Source organism: Micromonospora solifontis (genome assembly GCF_003725545.1).
GTDB classification, from domain to species: domain Bacteria; phylum Actinomycetota; class Actinomycetes; order Mycobacteriales; family Micromonosporaceae; genus Micromonospora; species Micromonospora solifontis.
In genome coordinates this window covers 33974-50490 of the sequence record NZ_RJLN01000008.1, presented here as the reverse complement: position 1 = coordinate 50490, position 16517 = coordinate 33974, and the positions used below count along the sequence as shown (strand labels likewise).

Sequence of the window (16517 nt, the reverse complement as noted above, 5' to 3'; positions counted from 1 at the left end):
CCCGCGGGTGGATCATCGCGGGCCGGATGCAGCGGCGTCGATCGGCTAGGCTGCCCCGACGTGACCGACGACGCCGCTGCCGCCCCGACCTGCCTGGCCCGCCCCCTGCCGGGGCCCGGGGACGACCGCGCCGGCGGCTGCGCCGCCGCCCGCGCCGTCGACGGCCGGCCGCTGCACGCCGCCGCGCTGAAGTTCTTCTGGGGACCGATGGACTGCGGCAAGTCCACGATGGCCCTGCAGATGAACTACAACCACGGCCGGCAGGGCCGCCGCGGCCTGGTCACCACGCGCATCGACCGCTCGCTCGGCCCGCAGGTCACCACCCGCATCGGCCTGGCCCACTCGGCCATCGAGGTCACCGACGCCCTCGACCTGCGCGACCTGGTCCGCGACGCGTGGGCCGAGGGGGTACGCGTCGACTACCTGATCTGCGACGAGGCGTCCTTCTACAACCTGGAGCACATCGAGCAGATGGCCGAACTGGTCGACAACTACGACGTCGACGTGTACGCCTTCGGCCTGGCCACCGACTTCCGCTCCTGCCTGTTCCCGGCCGCGCAGCGACTGTTCGAACTCGCCGACGAGGTGGCCCGCATCCAGGTCGAGGTGCTGTGCTGGTGCGGCCGGGAAGGGCTGCTCAACGCCCGGGTCGTCGACGGTCGGGTGGTCCGCGAGGGCGAGCAGGTCGTCATCGGGGACACCGTCGACACCGCCGACGTGCGCTACCAGGTGCTCTGCCGCCGGCACTACCGCTCCGGCGACCTCGGCCCGCGCGGCTGAGCGCACTCCGCCGGCACGTCCACCCCTGACACCGCGTCGACCAGGTAGACCTGCCGGCCCGCCCCGGGGATCCCAATCGTGCAGGGTGTGGAACATCGGCGACCCGGAGCCGCCGAGGTCGACCACGGTGGCGCCGGCGCCGGTCACGGCCCGCTCCAGCGCCGGTGGCGCGGTCAGGTCGATGCGGGTCACCACGCCGGGGGTCACCCACACGGGCACCCCGCCCAGCGAGCCGGACACCTGCAGGTGGTAGTGGCCGCAGAGGATCGCCCGCACGTCGGTGCCCGCGACCACGTCGGCGAGCCGCGCGGCGTCGCGCAGGTTGACCGAGGCCATCAGCGGCGACGAGGGCAGCGCGAGCGGCGGACGTGTGCCGACAGCCTAGGGGGCCAGCGGGAGGGCGCGCTGTCCCGGCGGGGTCAGAACGGGTCCCCGCAGACCCGCCACTTGCCGTTCTCCTGCACCACAGGCAGGTCCCGCTCCTCGCTGGCGCCGCCCTCGCGGGTCAGCCGCACCTTCACCGTGGCGCGCGGCCGCCCGCCCCGGGTGGCCACCGACACGTCGACGATCTCGTAGCCGCTGACCTGCGGCGGGGTGCGTACCCAGCTGCCGAAGCCGACCTGGCTCCACTTGTCGCGTGCGGTCCGGCACAGTTTCTCGTACGCCTGGTCGGTGTCCCCGGCGGCGACCTCCCGGAAGAACGTGTCCGCGGTCTCCCGGACCGGGCCGTTGGCCTGCAGCACCACCTGCACGTTCCAGACGGCGAGGCCGGCCACCCCGACCAGGCACATGCCGAGCCCGAGGGCGGCGGCCAACACGCCCGCGCGGGCCGGCCGGCGCCGCCGGGCCGGCCTGGTCCACCCCTGCTCCCTGCCCATCACCACCGACCGTAGAGACAGCGGCCGGCTCCCGCAGGCACTTGTGCCCGGCCGCCGGGTCCGGAAATCCGCGGCAGGTACCTGCCAGAAGGTGTCAGCTTCCCTGGCCAGGATGGGGGGCATGACAGTGCACGCCGACCTCGCGATGGTCAACCTCGACAGCTCCGACCCGGTCGCCCACGCGGCCTTCTACTCCCGCGTCCTCGGCTGGGAGGTCACCCACAGCCAGGCCGAGTACGCGATGATCAGCAAGGACGGGGTCTCGATCGGCTTCGGCCTGGTGCCCGGCTACACGCCGCCGGCCTGGCCGGACGAGACCGCCGGGAAGCGTTACCACCTCGACCTGTACGTCGACGACGTGACCGTCGCCGAGAAGGAGTTCGTGGTGGCCGGCGCGACCCGGCCGGAGTTCCAGCCGGGCGGCGAGCGGTGGACGGTGCTGCTCGACCCGATCGGGCAGCCCTTCTGCCTCTGCCCGCGTCCGCAGGGCTGACGGTGGGCCGGCTCGCCGGGCGGGCGTCCGTCCGGCGAGCCGCTCGCCGCCCCGGCTCACTCCCCGGCCGTCATCCGCAGGTAGTGCTGGTTGTACATGACGCCGAGGAGGTTGCCGAACGGGTCGACCACCGAGGCGGTCACGAAGCCCGGCCCCCGCTCGACCGGCTTCTCGTACGCCGTGGCGCCCAGCTCCAGCAGCCGCGCGAAGGCGGCCTCGACGTCGTCGACGTGCCAGTAGACCAGCGCGCCGCCCGGCCCCGCCGGCCCCGGCTGCGGGGCGAACCGGCGGTCGATGATGCCCAGCTCGTGCTGGTGCTCGCCGACCCGGAACTCGACGTACGCGGGCGTGCCCGCCACCGGCCGGGTGAAGTACGGCTCGATGCCGAGCAGCTCGCTGTACCAGCGGGCGGCGGCGGTGACGTCGTCGGCGAAGAAGCTGACGGTGGTGAGGCCTCGCAGCATCGGTGTTTCCCTCCTGGAAGTGGCGGACGTGACCGATCCTCCGCGGCAAAGTGGTCGTCTCCTGCGCACTTTCCGGGAGAATCTCGAGTCATGCGTGCCGACCGTCTGCTGGCTGTGCTGCTGCTCATGCAGACCCGGGGCCGGGTCACCGCCGCCGAGCTGGCCGGCGAACTCCAGGTGTCGGTCGCCACGGCCCGCCGCGACCTGGCGGCGCTGGCGGCGGCCGGCGTACCGGTGTACCCGCAGGCCGGGCGCGGCGGTGGCTGGTCTCTCGTGGGCGGGGCCCGCACCGACCTGAGCGGCCTGACCGCGGCCGAGGCGCAGGCGCTGTTCCTGCTCGCCGGCCCCGCCGCGGCGGTCTCACCCGAGGCCCGGGCCGCGCTGCGCAAACTGCTGGCCGCGTTGCCGCGCCCGTTCCGGGCCGATGCCGTGGCCGCCGGCGACGCCACCGTCGTCGACCCGGTCGGCTGGGGCGAGCGGGACCGGCCTCGACCGGCCACCGTCGACCTGCTGCGGACCGCCGTGGTCCGCCGCCGAAGGGTGCGCCTGCGCTACGCCGGCCGCGACCGGGAACCGACGGAGCGCCTGGTGGACCCGTGGGGTCTGATCGACAAGGACGACGTCTGGTATCTGCTGGCCGGCACCGACCGGGGCCGACGCACCTTCCGGGTGGACCGGATCGTCCGGGCCGAGGAGACCGACGAGCCCGCCCACCGCCCCGACGACCTGGTGCTGGCCGCCGCGTGGCAGGAGGTGGTCGAGGAACTGGAGCGGCGGCGCTCGCACACCTGGGCGACGGTGCTCATCCCGCGCCGGTTCGCGCCCGTCCTGCACGACCAGTTCGGCCGGCACTGCCACCCCGACGGTGAACCGGTCGACGGCCGCGCCCGGATCCGGCTCGCCGCGCCGACCCCCCGGGACATCGCCCGGCACCTGGCCGGCTGGGGTGAGCTGGTCGAGGTCGTCGAACCCCGGTCGGTCCGGGACGAGCTGGCCCGCATCGGAGTCGAACTCGTGGCCCGCTACCCCGGCCGCGGTCACGCCGGGGACATCACCTCGTAGAGGTTGCCGGCGTCGTCGCGGAAGAACAGGCCACGGGGACAGAGTGGATGGTCGGTGCGGCCGTTGTCGGGCGCGCCCGGCTCGCTGCCGTACGGCACGCCGCCCTCGCGCAGCCGGCCGAGGATCGCGTCGAAGGTGCTCGGGTCGACGTCGAAGGCCAGGTGGTGCCCCTCGGGCGCCGGCACGCTCATGAAGTCGAGGGTGAGCTGCTCGTTGACGCGTACCGGGGCGAAGTGGCCGTGCCGGCCGGCGGGTGGCAGCACCGGCAGGCCCATCACCTCGGCGAAGAACCGGGCGGCGGCGTGGTGGTCCCGGGCGGGGACGATCGTATGGTTGAGGGTGACGGTCACCGGTTCGCCTCCTCGGTGGTCGTGACGAGGGCGCCGTGCAGGAACAGGTCGACCAGCTCGGCGGGGGTGGGCGGGTCGCCCGGCAGCGGGCCGCGGCCGGGCAGCAGGACGGCGAGGAACAGCGCGGCGAGCCGGTCGGCCGGCAGCCGCAGCCGGTCCTGCTCGGGGGCGAGGAGGGCGGCCACGGCCGCCCGCACCGCGGCGGTCGACTCGGCCCGGCCCGATCGTGCGTCCGCGGGACCGTGGTCGGGCCGCGTGCGGGCTTCTCCGGGACCGTGCTCCGGGTGCGAGGGGGCCGCTCCGGGGCCGTGGTCGGAACGGGTGCGGGCCGCTGTCGGGTCCTGGTCCGGGTGCGAGCGGGTGTTACGGCGGGACCGTCCGGGGCGGCCGGCGGAGTGCGCGGCGGCGAGCACCGCGCCGAGCCGCTCCAGATGGGCGCGTAGAGCGGTGGCGGCGGCGGTGAGCCGGTTGGCAAGCGGCTGGTCCAGCCCGACGGAGGCGAGTTCGGCCAGCGCGGTGTCCGGGCGCAGCGCCTCGGCGACGCAGGCGTCGAGCAGGGCGTCCTTGTCGGCGAAGGCGCGGAAGACGGTCGCCTCGCCGATGCCGGCGGCCCGGGCCACCTGGGCGGTGGTGAAGGTGGCGCCCTGCGTGACGAGCAGCGGCAGCGCGGCCCGCACGATCATCGCCCGGCGCTGCTCCGGGCTCATTCCCGGCGCGCGGCGGCGGGTCAGGTCGGTGTCGGTCATGCCATCAGCATGCGGAGTGAGTACTCACTCCGTCAATCGGATTATCCGCGTCGGCGCGCCCGGGCGGCCCAGATGACGTACGCGGGGTCGCGGTCGAGGTTGTGCCGGTCCCGGTCGTAGCGGCGGGTGGTCCGCGGGTCGGCGTGCCCCATCGCGTCCTGCACGTCCTCCAGCGGCACCCCCTCGGCGCGGGCCGTGGTGGCGAACGCATGCCGCAGCGAGTGCGGCGACAGCTTCGCCCAGGCGGCGATGCCGGCGACCCGCGCGAGCCGGCGGACCAGCCGGAACACCGCGTGCCGGTCCAGCCGGGCGCCGGTCGCGGTGACCAGCAGCGGCCCGGTCAGCTCGGGCACGGTCACCGCCTGCGCGGCGGCCCGCGCGGCCAGGTAGGCGTCCACCGCGTAGGCGGTGCCGGGGGTGAGCGCCCGCCGGCGCACCTTGCCGCCCTTGCCGACGAACCGCACGCTGCGGTGCCCGCGCTCCGCGCCCAGGTCGGCCAGGTCAAGGGAGATCAGCTCGCCGACCCGCAGCCCCAGGTCCGCCAGCAGGGCGATGGTGGCGCGGTTGCGTGGCGCCGTCGGACCGGTGTCCGCCTCGGCCGCCGCCAGCAGCGCGTCCACCTCCTCCGGGGTGAGCCCGACGGTGGCGGAGTGGTCCCGGTCGACGCGCGGACGGTCGGCGCCGGCCACCGGATTGGCCTCCACCGCGCGCAGCTTGACCAGGAAGTCGTACCAGCTGGACAGGGCGGACAGCCGGCGGGCGACGGTGGCCGGGGTGAGCGGACGGCCACTGCGCACGCCCAGCGTGGACTCCAGCTCCCGGCCGTAGGCGTTGACGTCGAGGAAGCTGACCCGCAGCGGGTCCAGACCCCGGTCGGCGCACCAGCTCAGCCACCCGGCGACGTCCCGCCGGTACGCGTCGCGGGTGTGCTCCGACAACCGCCGGTTGCGCAGCCACGCCTCGGTGAAGTCGGCCGGCCCGCCGGGCAGCGCGGGGTGGGCCGAGGCGCGGGGCAGGACCTCCGGACGCAGCATGTGAGAAAGGCTCTCAGCCTTCAGGCGGAATCGCGACGAGGCGCGCCCGACGGGCATCACACCGTCTCCGCGGCCGGGCGCGGCGACGGCCGGCGCGCGCCCGGCCGACCGGGCGCGCACCCGCGCGGGTTACCGTCACGGCGTGCGTGCCAGCCGGCTGGTCTCCCTGCTGCTGCTCCTGCAGACGCGAGGGCGGATGACCGCCCAGGAACTCGCCGACGCCCTGGAGGTGTCGGTCCGGACCGTCTACCGGGACGTCGAGTCGCTGAGCGGCGCCGGTGTGCCGGTGTACGCCGACCGCGGGCCGGCCGGCGGCTACCGGTTGCTGGAGGGCTACCGGACCCGGCTCACCGGGCTGACCGCGCCCGAAGCCGAGGCGCTGTTCCTCGCCGGGATGCCCGGCCCGGCCGCGGAACTGGGGCTCGGCCCGGTGGTGGCCGCGGCCGAGCTGAAGGTGCTCGCGGCGCTGCCCGACGAACTGGCCGACCGGGGCGGCCGGATGCGGCAGCGGTTCCACCTCGACGCGCCCGGCTGGTTCCGGCATCCCGAACCCACCCCGCACCTGGCGGCCCTGGCCCGGGCGGTGTGGGAGGACCGGCTGGTGCAGATGCGCTACCGGCGCTGGCGGGCCCCGCGCGAGGTGACCCGGGTGGTCGCCCCGCTGGGCGTGGTGCTCAAGGCGGGGCGCTGGTATCTGGTGGCCCGCTGCGAGGAGCAGCTGCGCACCTACCGCGTCGGCGCGGTCCTCGACGTCGTGCTCACCGAGGAGCGGTACGCGCGCCCGGCCGACTTCGACCTGGCCGGGTACTGGCGGGAGTGGACCCAGCGGTACGAGCGGGACGTCTACCGCGCGCAGGCGCGGGTCCGGATGACCGTGGCGGCGCTGGAGTTCATGCCGTACGTCTTCCCGCCGGAGATGAGCCGGGGCGCCCGGGCGGCGGCCGGCGAACCCGACGAGCACGGCTGGCTGGAGACCACCGTGCCGATCGAGTCGGTGAAGCACGCGCACACCGAACTGCTCAAACTCGGCGCGGAGGTCGAGGTGCTGGAGCCGGCCGAGCTGCGGGAGCAGATCAGCGGCACGGTGCGGGCCCTGGCCCGGCTCTACCCGGAACCGGCGACGGGGGCGTCCGAACCGGACGCCCCCGGATGATCCCCGTCAGGCACTGGATCTCCCGGCCGGTGCCCGATCAGGCGCCGATCTCGCGGCGGCCGTTGCCGTTGGCGGTGGCGGTGACGCTGATCCGGCGCGGCTTGGCCCGCTCGGCGATCGGGATGCGCAGGGTCAGCACACCGTGCTCGTAGCCGGCCTCCAGCTTGTCGGTGTCGAGGGTGTCGCCGAGGAACAGCTGCCGGGTGAAGGTGCCCATCGGCCGCTCGGCCGCGACGAGCTCCACGTTGTCCCCGGTGGGCCGGCGGCGCTCGGCGCGGACGGTCAGCACGTTGCGCTCCACCGTGCAGTCGATGCTGTCCGGGTCGACGCCGGGCAGGTCGAAGGCGGCGTAGAAGTGGTCGCCGTCGCGGTAGGCGTCCAGGTGCATGACCGCCGGCCGGGCGGTGGTGCCGAAGAACTGCTCGGTGAGCCGGTCGATCTCGCGGAACGGGTCGGTACGCATCAACATGGCCGTGCCTCCTCGGTTCTCCTGGCCGAAGGTGTGAGGTTGAGTCGGGGTGACTCAAGTTCCGGTTTCTTGTTTAGCGCGTGAGGGCGGCGTCGTCAACCCGGGCCGGCAGGAGCTTCTCGAACCAGTGCTGGGCGTACCGGTCGTCGTTGTAGGCGGGGATCTCGGCGTAGCCGTGCCGGGCGTACAGGGCGCGGGCCTCCACCAGGTCCGTGCGGGTGTCCAGGCGGATCCGGTCCGCCCCGGCCGCGCGGGCGTACGCCTCGACCGCGCCGAGCAGCGCCGCTCCGCCGCCGGCGCCCCGGTGCCCGGGACGGACGTAGACCCGGGTGAGTTCCGCCCAGCCGGGCCGCCACCGCAGCCCGGCACAGCCGGCGAGCCGGCCGCCGCGGTGAGCCAGCAGGAGCAGCCCGGTGGGCGGCGCCAGGTTGTCGCTGGGCGACTCGGCGAGCGCGGCGTCCACCTCGTCGGGGCGTTCCGGCCGGCGGTGCCAGCGGCGGACCATCTCGGCCAGGTATTCGCGCAGCAGCAGGGCCGCGTCGGCGGTGTCGGGCCGGGTGGGCGTCGTCGTCCAGGTGGTCACCGTCCGATCCTCACCGGACGGTCAACGGCTCTTCCTGCTCAGGGTCGCCAGTAGACGTTGTGCTCGCGGGTCAGCAGCAGGTCGTCCACCAGGTAGCGGCGCAGCGTGACATGGTCGGCTTCGCCGCCGGCGCACCACGCCCGCAGCGCCTCGTCGACGGCCCGCTCCGGGTAGCGCACGCCGGCCTCGAAGGACCGCTCGGTGATGTGTTCGAGCAGCACCCGTCGCCGACCGCGCTGGGCGGGCAGGCGGGTCAGCCGGCCGTCGCGCAGGAAGGTGCGCAGCACCTTCTCCCGGGGGTCCGCCGCGGGAGAAGGGGCCGCCGGTTCGGCGGTGCGGGCGAACTCCCGTAGCCGCTCCCCGTCGACCCGCAGGGTGGTCCCGTGGTCGGCCACGATCTCGGCGTCGACGAGGCGGCGGACGGAGGTGACCACGTCCCGGGCGGACAGCCCGGTCCGGGCCGCGACGGCTGCGACGTCCCCGGCGCCTAGGACGATCGCGGCGAACACGGCACGGCGTCGGTCGTCGGCGAGTGCACCCGCCAGGGCCTGGAACTCATGACCGGCAGCCTGCCAGCCCGCCCGCCGGGCGGCCAGGCGTTTTCCGACGGGGTGCGGAGCCGGCGCGGCTCAGACGCCGGCGGGCGTGGCGGCGAATTCGACGTCGGCGGTGTCGACCGCGCCGGCCGTCCGGCCCGGAGCCGTGTGGTCACGCCAGTAGAGGTTGGTGTGGGCGATGACCTGCTCGGGCGGGGGCGCGCCGTACGCGGTCAGGTCCTCGGTGGTGTGCGCGTCGGCGACCAGGGTGGCGTCGTAGCCCCGGGCGAACGCGCCGTGCAGGGTCGAGCGGATGCACTGGTCGGTCTGCGCGCCGGCGACCACCAACCGGCCGATGCCGCGTTCGGCGAGCACCGCGGCCAGGTCGGTCTCCTCGAAGGCGTCCGGGTACGCCTTGTGCACCAGCGGCTCGTCGTCGCGCCGGGCCAGCTCCGGCACGATGCGCCAGGGCTCGCTGTCGCGGACCAGCTCGCCGCTGTGGTCGGCGACCCAGATCACGGCGGCGCCGGCGGCGCGGGCCCGGTCGACCAGGGTGGCGATGTTGGCGACCACCCGGTCCCGGTCGTGGGCGTGGTTCACCACGCCGTTCTGCACGTCGATGACGAGCAGGGCGGTGTGCGGTCGATCGAGGAGCGTGGTCATGGTGCCTCCTGAGGGTGCCTCGGCCGGTCCCACGGCCAGCCTAGAGCGGCCCACCGACATTCCGGGACGGCGCGGCGGGTGACCGCTCCGCGACCAGGGTGATCCGACGGAGCAGGTCGGACAGGAGCCGCCGCTCGTCCGGGGTCAGCGCGCCCAGCACCCGGTGCTCCTCGTCGCCGACCACCCCGATGGCGCGCCGCCAGTAGGCCCGGCCGGTGTCGGTGAGCTCGACGTCGATCCGTCGCCGGTCGACGGTGGACGGGATCCGCCGCACGAAACCCCGGCGGACCAGCGCGTCCACCCGGGCGGTGATCGAGGCGGGCGCCATCCGCAGGTCGGCGGCGATGTCCGAGGGGGCCGCCCGGCCGCCCCGACCGGCCAGGGCGTGCAGGGTGCCGTACTCCTTCTCCTGCAGGTCCAGCTCGGCCAGGGCCCGGTCCTTCACCGCGCGCAGGTGCCGGGTGAGCAGGGACATCCGCACCACCGCGCCCTCGACATCCGGGTCCAGGTCGGGCAGGACGGGCAGCCAGCGCGCGACGTGCTCGTCAACGGGATCACGCTCGGTCACCCGACCACCGTACGATGCCGGCATAATATTCGTTGTCTAAATATTCGATGTCGAAGTATTCTGCCGGCGTGACGCACCCGCTCCGCCTCCGGGCGTTCCGTCTGCTCTTCCTCGGCCGTACCGTCTCCGCCCTCGGCGACGCCGTGGTGCCCACCGCGCTCGCCCTGGCCGTGCTGCGCGCCACCGGATCCACCGCGGCCCTCGCCGTCGTGCTCGGCTGCGCGATGGTGCCCCGGCTGCTGCTGCTCCCCCTCGGCGGCGTGGTCGCCGACCGGTTCGACGCGCGGCGCGTCGCGCTCGCCACCGACCTGGTGCGCTGCGCCGCCCAACTCGTGGTGGGCGCCGAACTGCTCGGCGCGAACCCGTCCCTGACCCACCTCGCGGTGGCCTCCGCCGTCGGCGGCACGGCCTCCGCGTTCGCCAATCCCACCGCCGCGCCACTGGTCGCCGGCACGGTCGACGCCGACGGCCGGCAGCGGGCCAACGCGCTGATGGGCGTCACGCGCAACGCCAGCCAACTCGCCGGCCCCGCGCTGGCCGGCCTGCTCATCTGGACCGCGGGCCCGGGCTGGGCGTTCCTGCTGGACGCCGCGTCGTTCGCGGTCAGCGCCGCGCTGCTGTCGGTCATCCGCGTCCGCCACGTGCCCGTCCCGCACCACTCGCTCCGCGCCGACCTGATCCTCGGCTGGCGGGAGGTCCGCTCCCGCGACTGGTACTGGTACAGCCTGCTCGCCCACGCCGCGTGGAACGGCGCCGCCGCGGTGCTGCTCACCGTCGGCCCGGTGGTCGCCGTCGACCGCCTCGGCGGGGAGGGCGTCTGGGTGCTGCTCCAGCAGGTCGGCGCGGTCGGCCTGCTGGCCGGGTCGCTGCTCGCCGGCCGGGTCCGCCCGGCCCGGCCGGTGCTGCTGGGCAACCTCGCGCTCGCCACGTACGCGGCGCCGCTGCTGCTGCTCGCCGTCGCGGCGCCCGCCCCGGTGACCGTGACCGCCTACTGCCTCGCGCTGACCGCGCTGGGCTTCCTCAACCCGGTCTGGGAGACCGTGGTGCAGGGCCAGTTCCCGCCCGAGGTGCTGGCCCGGGTCACCTCGTACGACTGGCTGATGTCGCTGGGCGCCATGCCGCTCGGATACGCCCTCGCGCCGCTGGCCGCGCACGCCTGGGGGCCGCCGGCGCCCCTGGCGACGGCCGGGGTGCTGGTCCTGCTCGCCTGCGCCGGCACCGCCGCCGTGCCCGGCGTACGCCGGCTGGGCTGGCCGGCGAGCGTCCCGACCGGCCCCGTGGAACAGGTGCCGGCGGGACGCTGAGCCGACGTCGTCAGAGCCGGTGCCCGGTGGTGGCGTCCACGTGACCGGGCACCTCGTCGTGCCGGTCACCGACGCTCGACGTACCCGACGGCTCGAACATCAGGATCGACGCGCCGTCCGGGGCGGACGGCCGATGCTCCACCCCGCGCGGCACCACGTACACCGCGCCGCGCGGCAGCACCACCTCCCGCTCGACGCCGCCCACGCCATCGCGCAGGGCGATCCGCAGCTCGCCGTCGAGCACCAGGAAGAACTCGTCGGTGTGGTCGTGGGCGTGCCAGACGTGCTCCCCGGCCACCTTGGCGATCCGGACGTCGTAGTCGTTGACGGTGGTGACGATGCGCGGACTCCACAGCTGGTCGAAGCGCGCCAGGGCGGCGGCTAGCTCGACAGGTTCGTCTCTCATGCACCGATCCTCGCGCAGCCGACCCGGCGGGTGGGGACGCGGACCCTCAGCCGGACCGGCCGGTGGTGCCGGCCACCACCGGGTGCACCTCGAGCGCCGAACAACCGTCGGTGGACCACCGCAGTCGCACCGACCGGGTCTCGTCCGGCGCCGTGACCAGCAACGACGCGTACGGTTCGCACGCCCCGCCGTCGCCGGCGCGGAAGGCCAGCGCCTCGACCAGGGCGGAGGCGAGCTCACCCGGGGCGAGCAGCACCCGGGCGGGCTCGTCCCCCCGGATCCCGCCGAGGTAGCCGTGCGGGGTCCGCTTCGCGTGGGCCAGGGTCCGCCCGGCCCGGTCGAGGCCGTCCACGCCCGGGTAGCCCTGCAGCCAGCACGCCTGGTCACCGCGGTTCTGCAGGATGATCCGCACCCCCCCGGTGGCCGGACCCCGCCGCCGGCGTGGTCACCGTGATCTCCGGCGCGGCGGTGTCGCCCGCGTTCCGCAGCCGGGCAACGCCAGCACACCCACGAGCAGTAGGTACGCGCCGCCGGTGCGCGGCCGGACAGACAGGACAGCCATGACGGATCTCCGTTTCCCGTTGCGGGCCCGGGCCGGGGCCGAGTGCCCGGGACCGACGTGCCCTGTCGCCCCACACGCCTGAGCCCGGCATCCGGTTGCGCCACCGGCACGACGGTCGCCGACCCGACAGCATCCTCAGAGGAAGCGGTGCATGACGTGCAGCCCGAGCCGGCTCTGGGTGGGATGCGCGAACGCCTCCGGCACGGTGCCGATCACCGTGAAGCCCAGCCGCCGGTACAGCTCGACGGCCGCGGTGTTGCTCTCCACCACCGCGTTGAACTGCATCGCGGCATAGCCCTCCCGCGACCCGGTATCCCCGACCCGCACGGGGCCCCACGAGATGGCGCGGAGGGACGATGATGGATCCCGTGGCCGAACCCGTCACCGACCTCGACCGTCCCGGGCCGGCACCGTCCCCGGTGGACGGGCCCCCACCGCCGGGGCCACGTTCGACCGGGCCCTGGCTGGTGGGTGTGGCCGTCACCGCCGTCCTGCTGCTGCTCGCCGGCCGGTACGGCTACCACCGCGACGAGCTGTACTTCCTGCTCTGCGGCCGGCACCTCGACTGGGGCTACGTCGACCAGGGGCCACTCGTCCCGGCGCTGGCCCGGCTGGCCGACACCGTCGCGCCGGGCAACCTGGTGGTGCTGCGTACCCCGTCGGCGCTGATCGGCGGTGCGGCCGTGGTGCTGGTCGGGGCCACTGCCCGGGAGTTCGGCGCGGACCGGGCGGCGCAGCTGTTCGCCGCGCTCCTGGCCGCCACCGCCGGGATCGTGCTGGCCCCCGGCCACCTGCTCAGCACCACCACCGTCGACCTGCTGGTCTGGCTGGTCGCGGCGGGGTACGCGGTGCGGATGCTGCGCACCGGCGACACCCGCTGGGCGCTCGGCCTGGGTCTCGCGCTCGGCGTCGGCATGCTCAACAAGCTGCTGCCCGCCCTGCTCGGCGTCGGCCTGCTCGCCGGGGTGACGATCGCCGGCCCGCTCCGGCTGCTGCGGGACCGGTGGGTGTGGGCCGGCGCCGGGGTGGCCGCGCTGCTCGCCGTGCCCAACCTGGCCTGGCAGGCCGCCCACGGGTTCCCGCAGGCGTCGGTGGCCTCGTCCATCGCGGCCGGGGACAGCTCCTACAGCGGCCGGCTCGACGCGACGATGCTGCACCTGGTCATCATCAGCCCGTACGCCGTGCCGGTCTGGGTGGCCGGGCTGGTGGCGCTGCTGCGCCGGCCGGAGTGGGCGGCGTACCGGGCGGTCGGCTGGGCCTGGCCGGTGGTGTTCGCGATCGTGCTGCTCGTCGGCGGCAAGGGCTACTACGACGCGCCGCTGCTGCTGGTGCTCACCGCCGCCGGCGCGGTGGTGACGGCCGGCTGGGCGGCCCGGGGACGGGCGTGGGCCCGCCGGGTGCTGCTCGCCGCCGGCGCCGCGGTCACCGTCGCCGGCAGCGCCGTACTGCTGCTGCCCACCCTGCCGGCGGACCGGCTGCCCGGCTTCGTCGTCGACGTCAACTACGACGCGGGCGAGACCATCGGCTGGCCGGCGTTCGCCGACTCGATCGCCGCCGTGCACCGGGGCCTGCCCCCGGCGGAGCGCGCCCGCGCGGTCGTGCTCACCGGCAACTACGGCGAGGCGGGCGCCCTCGCCCGGTACGGGCCGGCCCGCGGCCTGCCCCGGGCGTACTCGGGGCACAACAGCATGGCCGACTTCGGCCGGCCGGCGGACGGCGCCGACGTGGTGATCGCCGTCGGCTGGGAGCGCGCCGACCGGCTGCGGGCCTGGTTCACCGAGGTGACCGAGGCCGGCCGGGTGGACCAGCGGGTCGCCGTCGACAACGACGAGAACGGGCTGCCGATCTTCGTGTGCCGGGGCATGCCGCGCCCGTGGTCCCGGATCTGGGACACCGAGGTACGCCGCGCCTCCTGACCGGCTTTCCGGTCACCGGCGCCGGCCCGAGCAGGTTCCGGGCGGCCTGAGCCGGCCCGCCATACTTGGCGCCATGCTCTGGGGTGTCAGCGGACCGCTCTTCCTGATCGACTACCTGACCGCGGTCGCCGTGGCCCTCGCGGTCGCCCTGGCGGTCCGCGAGCTGACCGGGCTGCGGGTCCGTGGCGCGCAGCCGGACACCGTCGAGCTGGCGTACCTGACCGACCGGGCGGGGCTGGCCTGCCAGGTGGGCGTGGCCACGCTGCACCGGGCCGGGGTGGTGCGCCGTGGTGAGCTGGCCACCCTCGCCGTGGACGGTCCGCCGCCGCCCCGCGCGTCCCCGCTGGTCCGGGCCCTGCACGCCGCGCTGCGCCGGCCGCAGACCTGGGCGGGCGTGCTCGCCGACCCCGCGGTGGGGCGGGCGCTGCGCCGGCTGGTGGGCCGGCTCGTCCGCGACGGCTGGCTGCTCACCCCGGCGCAGCGACGGCGGGTGGCCCTGGGCACCCTGCCCCTGTTCGGGGTCGCCGCGGTCGGGCTGGCCCGCCTGGTGGACAGCGCGGTCGAGGGCCGCGAGGCGGGCGGCCCCGCCTCGGTGGTGGGGCTGCTGCTGTGCTGCCTGGCCACCGCCCTCGGCGGCTGGTGGCTCTGTGAGGTGCCGGAGACCGGCGCCGCGGCTCGCCGGCTGCTGCGGCGGCTGCGCCGCCGGCACGCCGACCTGGACCCGCAACAGCGGCCGGCGTGGAGCGAACGCGGCACCGACGAGCTGCTGACCGCGATGTCCCTGTTCGGGCCGCGCCCGCTGCTGGCCGTCGACCCGCGTCTCGGGGAGCTGGTCGGCATCGACAGCGAGCGCACCCGCCCGGCCCCGCAGCGCAGGCTCTCCCGCGCCTGACGGTCCGGGTGCCGCGCGGGCGGCACCCGGCGCATCCGTCAGCGCAGCTGGTCGGCCTCGCGGATCACCCGGCCGAGGTCCCGCACCTCCGCGTCCTCGGTGGCGTCGGCCGCCCGGTCCGCGATCGCCGCCAGGTCACTCAGGCGGGCCTCCCCGCCGCCCTGCAGCGCCACCGCGAAGTACGCGGCCGCGTAGCAGGTGCGCAGCCGCGGCGACGCCTCGACGAAGTCCCGGTCCAGGTCGGCGACGGTCACCGACTCGTACGTCTCGGCCGGTTCCCGGTCCTTCGGGTCGGCCCAGCGCACCTGCACCCGGGCCACCCGGGCGGTGGCGGACACCCCGTCGGCGAGGCGGACGGCGTACAGCGCGGTGACGCTGTGCCCGGGGCCGACCTCACCGCCGTCGACCCGGTCGTCGCGGAAGTCCTCATCGGCGATGGCCCGGTTGTCGTAGCCGACGAGCCGGTAGGAGCGCACCGCGGACTTGTCGAAGGTGACCTGCACCTTGGCGTCGAGCGCGCGCAGGCTCAGCGTGGCGGGCAATTGCTGCACGAAGACCTTCCGGGCCTGGTCCCGCTCGCCCACGTACACCGCGAAGCCGTCGCCCCGGTCGGCGAGCTGCTCCATCAGCCGGTCGCCGTACTCGCTGCCGACGCCCACGCCGAGCAGCGCGATCTGCTTCTCCGCCTCGGCGCGTACCCGGCGCAGGATCGGCTCCGACTCGGTGCTGCCGGTGTTGGCCAGCCCGTCGGAGAGCACGATCACCCGGTTGGTCCGCCCCGGGCGGAACCCGTCGCGGGCCACCCGGTAGCCGAGCACCAGGCCGGCCTCCAGGTTGGTGCTGTCCTGCGGGCGCAGCGAGTCGATGGCGGTGTGCAGCGGCCGGGCGTCGGAGACCGGGGTCATCTCCCGGACCACCCGGGCCCGGGTGCTGAACTCGACGATGGCGATGGAGTCGGTGGGACGTAGCTGGTCCACCAGGGTGTGCAGGGCGTCCTGCACCAGGTCGAGCCGGCCGGGTTCACCCATCGACCCGGAGACGTCGATGACGAAGGTGAGCGCGGCGTCCGGGCGGCTGGCCCGGTCCTCGCCGCGGGTCTGCAGGCCGACCCGCATGATCCGCTCGTCCGCCTCGGCCCGGTGGGTCTCCGGCAGGCGGGCACCGTCGACGTGCACGGCGAAGCCGTCGCCGGCCGGCTCGGCGTAGTCCTGCCGGAACGAGTTCACGAACTCCTCCGGGCGCACCTCGGAGCGCTCCGGCAGCCGCCCGTCGCGGATGAGCCGGCGGGCGTAGCCGTACGACGCGGTGTCGACGTCGACGCCGAAGGTGGAGGCGGCGTCCTCCTCGGTGCTGGTGCCGTCCCCGCCCGGGCGGGGCGCCCCGTCGTACGGCCGGGCCGGCCCCTGGGCCGAGTCGGCGCCCCGCCCGGCGTCACCGGCGGTGCAGGCGGTGATGGTCATCGCGGCGGCCAGCACCACCGGCAGCAACAGCAGCGACCGTCTCACGTGGCTCATCGGATCCTCCCGGATGGACGAAGGGGCGGTGATCCGGGCGTCGCCGCGCCGGATCCGTCACGGTCATTGACGCAGGGGCGCCGGCGCGCGGCTCCCGCCGTGGCCGAGCCGAGACCCAAGCGTGAACGTCGTGACCGAGCCGTG

20 protein-coding genes and 1 pseudogene are annotated in these 16517 nt (G+C 75.4%); 7 read left to right on the top strand and 14 right to left on the bottom strand.

From position 1 onward, the window contains the following. Nucleotides 1–60 precede the first annotated feature (60 nt). Nucleotides 61–780: a thymidine kinase gene (locus tag EFE23_RS04740; RefSeq protein ID WP_123239649.1), complete on the top strand. Its 720-nt coding sequence runs from the start codon at nucleotides 61–63 to the stop codon at nucleotides 778–780. Nucleotides 781–1199: 419 nt separating this feature from the next. On the opposite strand, the gene EFE23_RS04730 is transcribed toward EFE23_RS04740, so the two are convergent. Further along, nucleotides 1200–1658 (bottom strand): Rv0361 family membrane protein, encoded by a 459-nt coding sequence (locus EFE23_RS04730; RefSeq protein ID WP_123239647.1) that lies wholly within the window; start codon nucleotides 1656–1658, stop codon nucleotides 1200–1202. A gap of 121 nt (nucleotides 1659–1779) precedes the next feature. Here EFE23_RS04730 and EFE23_RS04725 point away from each other — a divergent pair, with 121 nt between their 5' ends. Beyond that, a complete protein-coding gene (locus EFE23_RS04725) occupies nucleotides 1780–2151 on the top strand; it encodes a VOC family protein (RefSeq protein WP_123239646.1) in 372 nt (123 codons plus the stop codon). 56 nt (nucleotides 2152–2207) lie between these two features. Here EFE23_RS04725 and EFE23_RS04720 read toward each other — a convergent pair whose 3' ends face one another. Beyond that, entirely contained in the window at nucleotides 2208–2615 is a 408-nt protein-coding gene (locus tag EFE23_RS04720) for a VOC family protein (RefSeq protein ID WP_123239645.1), read from the bottom strand. Nucleotides 2616–2705: 90 nt separating this feature from the next. Between EFE23_RS04720 and EFE23_RS04715 the strand changes: the two genes are divergently transcribed. Further along, nucleotides 2706–3677 (top strand): helix-turn-helix transcriptional regulator, encoded by a 972-nt coding sequence (locus EFE23_RS04715; RefSeq protein WP_123239644.1) that lies wholly within the window; start codon nucleotides 2706–2708, stop codon nucleotides 3675–3677. On the opposite strand, the gene EFE23_RS04710 is transcribed toward EFE23_RS04715, so the two are convergent. The 3 genes from EFE23_RS04710 to EFE23_RS04700 are packed head-to-tail and all read right to left on the bottom strand — an operon-like array spanning nucleotide 3653 to nucleotide 5807. Continuing rightward, on the bottom strand, nucleotides 3653–4027 hold the full coding sequence (locus EFE23_RS04710; protein ID WP_123239643.1) for a VOC family protein: 375 nt from the start codon (nucleotides 4025–4027) through the stop codon (nucleotides 3653–3655). The two genes, EFE23_RS04715 and EFE23_RS04710, sit on opposite strands and share 25 nt — an antisense overlap. Next, entirely contained in the window at nucleotides 4024–4773 is a 750-nt protein-coding gene (locus EFE23_RS04705; protein WP_199736928.1) for a TetR/AcrR family transcriptional regulator, read from the bottom strand. Before EFE23_RS04705 ends, EFE23_RS04710 begins: the two co-directional genes overlap by 4 nt. A gap of 41 nt (nucleotides 4774–4814) precedes the next feature. After that, nucleotides 4815–5807, bottom strand: coding sequence for a tyrosine-type recombinase/integrase (locus EFE23_RS04700; RefSeq protein WP_123239642.1), 993 nt, complete (start codon nucleotides 5805–5807; stop codon nucleotides 4815–4817). A 142-nt stretch (nucleotides 5808–5949) separates the two neighbouring features. On the opposite strand from EFE23_RS04700, the gene EFE23_RS04695 reads away from it, so the two are divergent. Beyond that, nucleotides 5950–6960: a helix-turn-helix transcriptional regulator gene (locus EFE23_RS04695; protein ID WP_123239641.1), complete on the top strand. Its 1011-nt coding sequence runs from the start codon at nucleotides 5950–5952 to the stop codon at nucleotides 6958–6960. Nucleotides 6961–6997: 37 nt separating this feature from the next. On the opposite strand, the gene EFE23_RS04690 is transcribed toward EFE23_RS04695, so the two are convergent. The 5 genes from EFE23_RS04690 to EFE23_RS04670 all read right to left on the bottom strand — a co-directional run bounded on the left by EFE23_RS04690 (nucleotide 6998) and on the right by EFE23_RS04670 (nucleotide 9779). Continuing rightward, nucleotides 6998–7429 carry an Hsp20/alpha crystallin family protein gene (locus tag EFE23_RS04690; protein WP_123239640.1) on the bottom strand — a complete coding sequence of 144 codons (432 nt, stop codon included), beginning with the start codon at nucleotides 7427–7429 and terminating at the stop codon, nucleotides 6998–7000. Between the two features lie 73 nt (nucleotides 7430–7502). Then, on the bottom strand, nucleotides 7503–8012 hold the full coding sequence (locus EFE23_RS04685) for a GNAT family N-acetyltransferase (protein WP_233600863.1): 510 nt from the start codon (nucleotides 8010–8012) through the stop codon (nucleotides 7503–7505). A gap of 38 nt (nucleotides 8013–8050) precedes the next feature. Further along, complete coding sequence (locus tag EFE23_RS04680; protein ID WP_233600862.1) at nucleotides 8051–8521, bottom strand: DUF2087 domain-containing protein; 471 nt, start codon at nucleotides 8519–8521, stop codon at nucleotides 8051–8053. A 120-nt stretch (nucleotides 8522–8641) separates the two neighbouring features. Then, nucleotides 8642–9211 carry a cysteine hydrolase family protein gene (locus tag EFE23_RS04675; protein ID WP_123239638.1) on the bottom strand — a complete coding sequence of 190 codons (570 nt, stop codon included), beginning with the start codon at nucleotides 9209–9211 and terminating at the stop codon, nucleotides 8642–8644. Between the two features lie 40 nt (nucleotides 9212–9251). After that, nucleotides 9252–9779 carry a MarR family winged helix-turn-helix transcriptional regulator gene (locus tag EFE23_RS04670; protein WP_123239637.1) on the bottom strand — a complete coding sequence of 176 codons (528 nt, stop codon included), beginning with the start codon at nucleotides 9777–9779 and terminating at the stop codon, nucleotides 9252–9254. Between the two features lie 68 nt (nucleotides 9780–9847). Between EFE23_RS04670 and EFE23_RS04665 the strand changes: the two genes are divergently transcribed. Beyond that, complete coding sequence (locus EFE23_RS04665) at nucleotides 9848–11083, top strand: MFS transporter (protein ID WP_199736927.1); 1236 nt, start codon at nucleotides 9848–9850, stop codon at nucleotides 11081–11083. A gap of 10 nt (nucleotides 11084–11093) precedes the next feature. Here the strand turns inward: EFE23_RS04665 and EFE23_RS04660 are convergent, their stop codons facing one another. The 3 genes and pseudogenes from EFE23_RS04660 to EFE23_RS04650 all read right to left on the bottom strand — a co-directional run. Beyond that, nucleotides 11094–11489, bottom strand: coding sequence for a cupin domain-containing protein (locus tag EFE23_RS04660; protein WP_123239635.1), 396 nt, complete (start codon nucleotides 11487–11489; stop codon nucleotides 11094–11096). A gap of 46 nt (nucleotides 11490–11535) precedes the next feature. After that, complete coding sequence (locus EFE23_RS04655) at nucleotides 11536–11901, bottom strand: DUF4232 domain-containing protein (protein ID WP_123239634.1); 366 nt, start codon at nucleotides 11899–11901, stop codon at nucleotides 11536–11538. 285 nt (nucleotides 11902–12186) lie between these two features. After that, nucleotides 12187–12351: pseudogene (locus EFE23_RS04650) on the bottom strand (GNAT family N-acetyltransferase); the annotation flags it as partial. Nucleotides 12352–12419: 68 nt separating this feature from the next. Between EFE23_RS04650 and EFE23_RS04645 the strand changes: the two are divergent. Next, nucleotides 12420–13967 (top strand): ArnT family glycosyltransferase, encoded by a 1548-nt coding sequence (locus EFE23_RS04645; protein ID WP_123239707.1) that lies wholly within the window; start codon nucleotides 12420–12422, stop codon nucleotides 13965–13967. A 73-nt stretch (nucleotides 13968–14040) separates the two neighbouring features. Continuing rightward, nucleotides 14041–14859: a TIGR04222 domain-containing membrane protein gene (locus EFE23_RS04640; protein WP_123239633.1), complete on the top strand. Its 819-nt coding sequence runs from the start codon at nucleotides 14041–14043 to the stop codon at nucleotides 14857–14859. Nucleotides 14860–14897: 38 nt separating this feature from the next. Here the strand turns inward: EFE23_RS04640 and EFE23_RS04635 are convergent, their stop codons facing one another. Further along, complete coding sequence (locus EFE23_RS04635) at nucleotides 14898–16373, bottom strand: vWA domain-containing protein (RefSeq protein ID WP_123239632.1); 1476 nt, start codon at nucleotides 16371–16373, stop codon at nucleotides 14898–14900. Nucleotides 16374–16517: the final 144 nt, after the last annotated feature.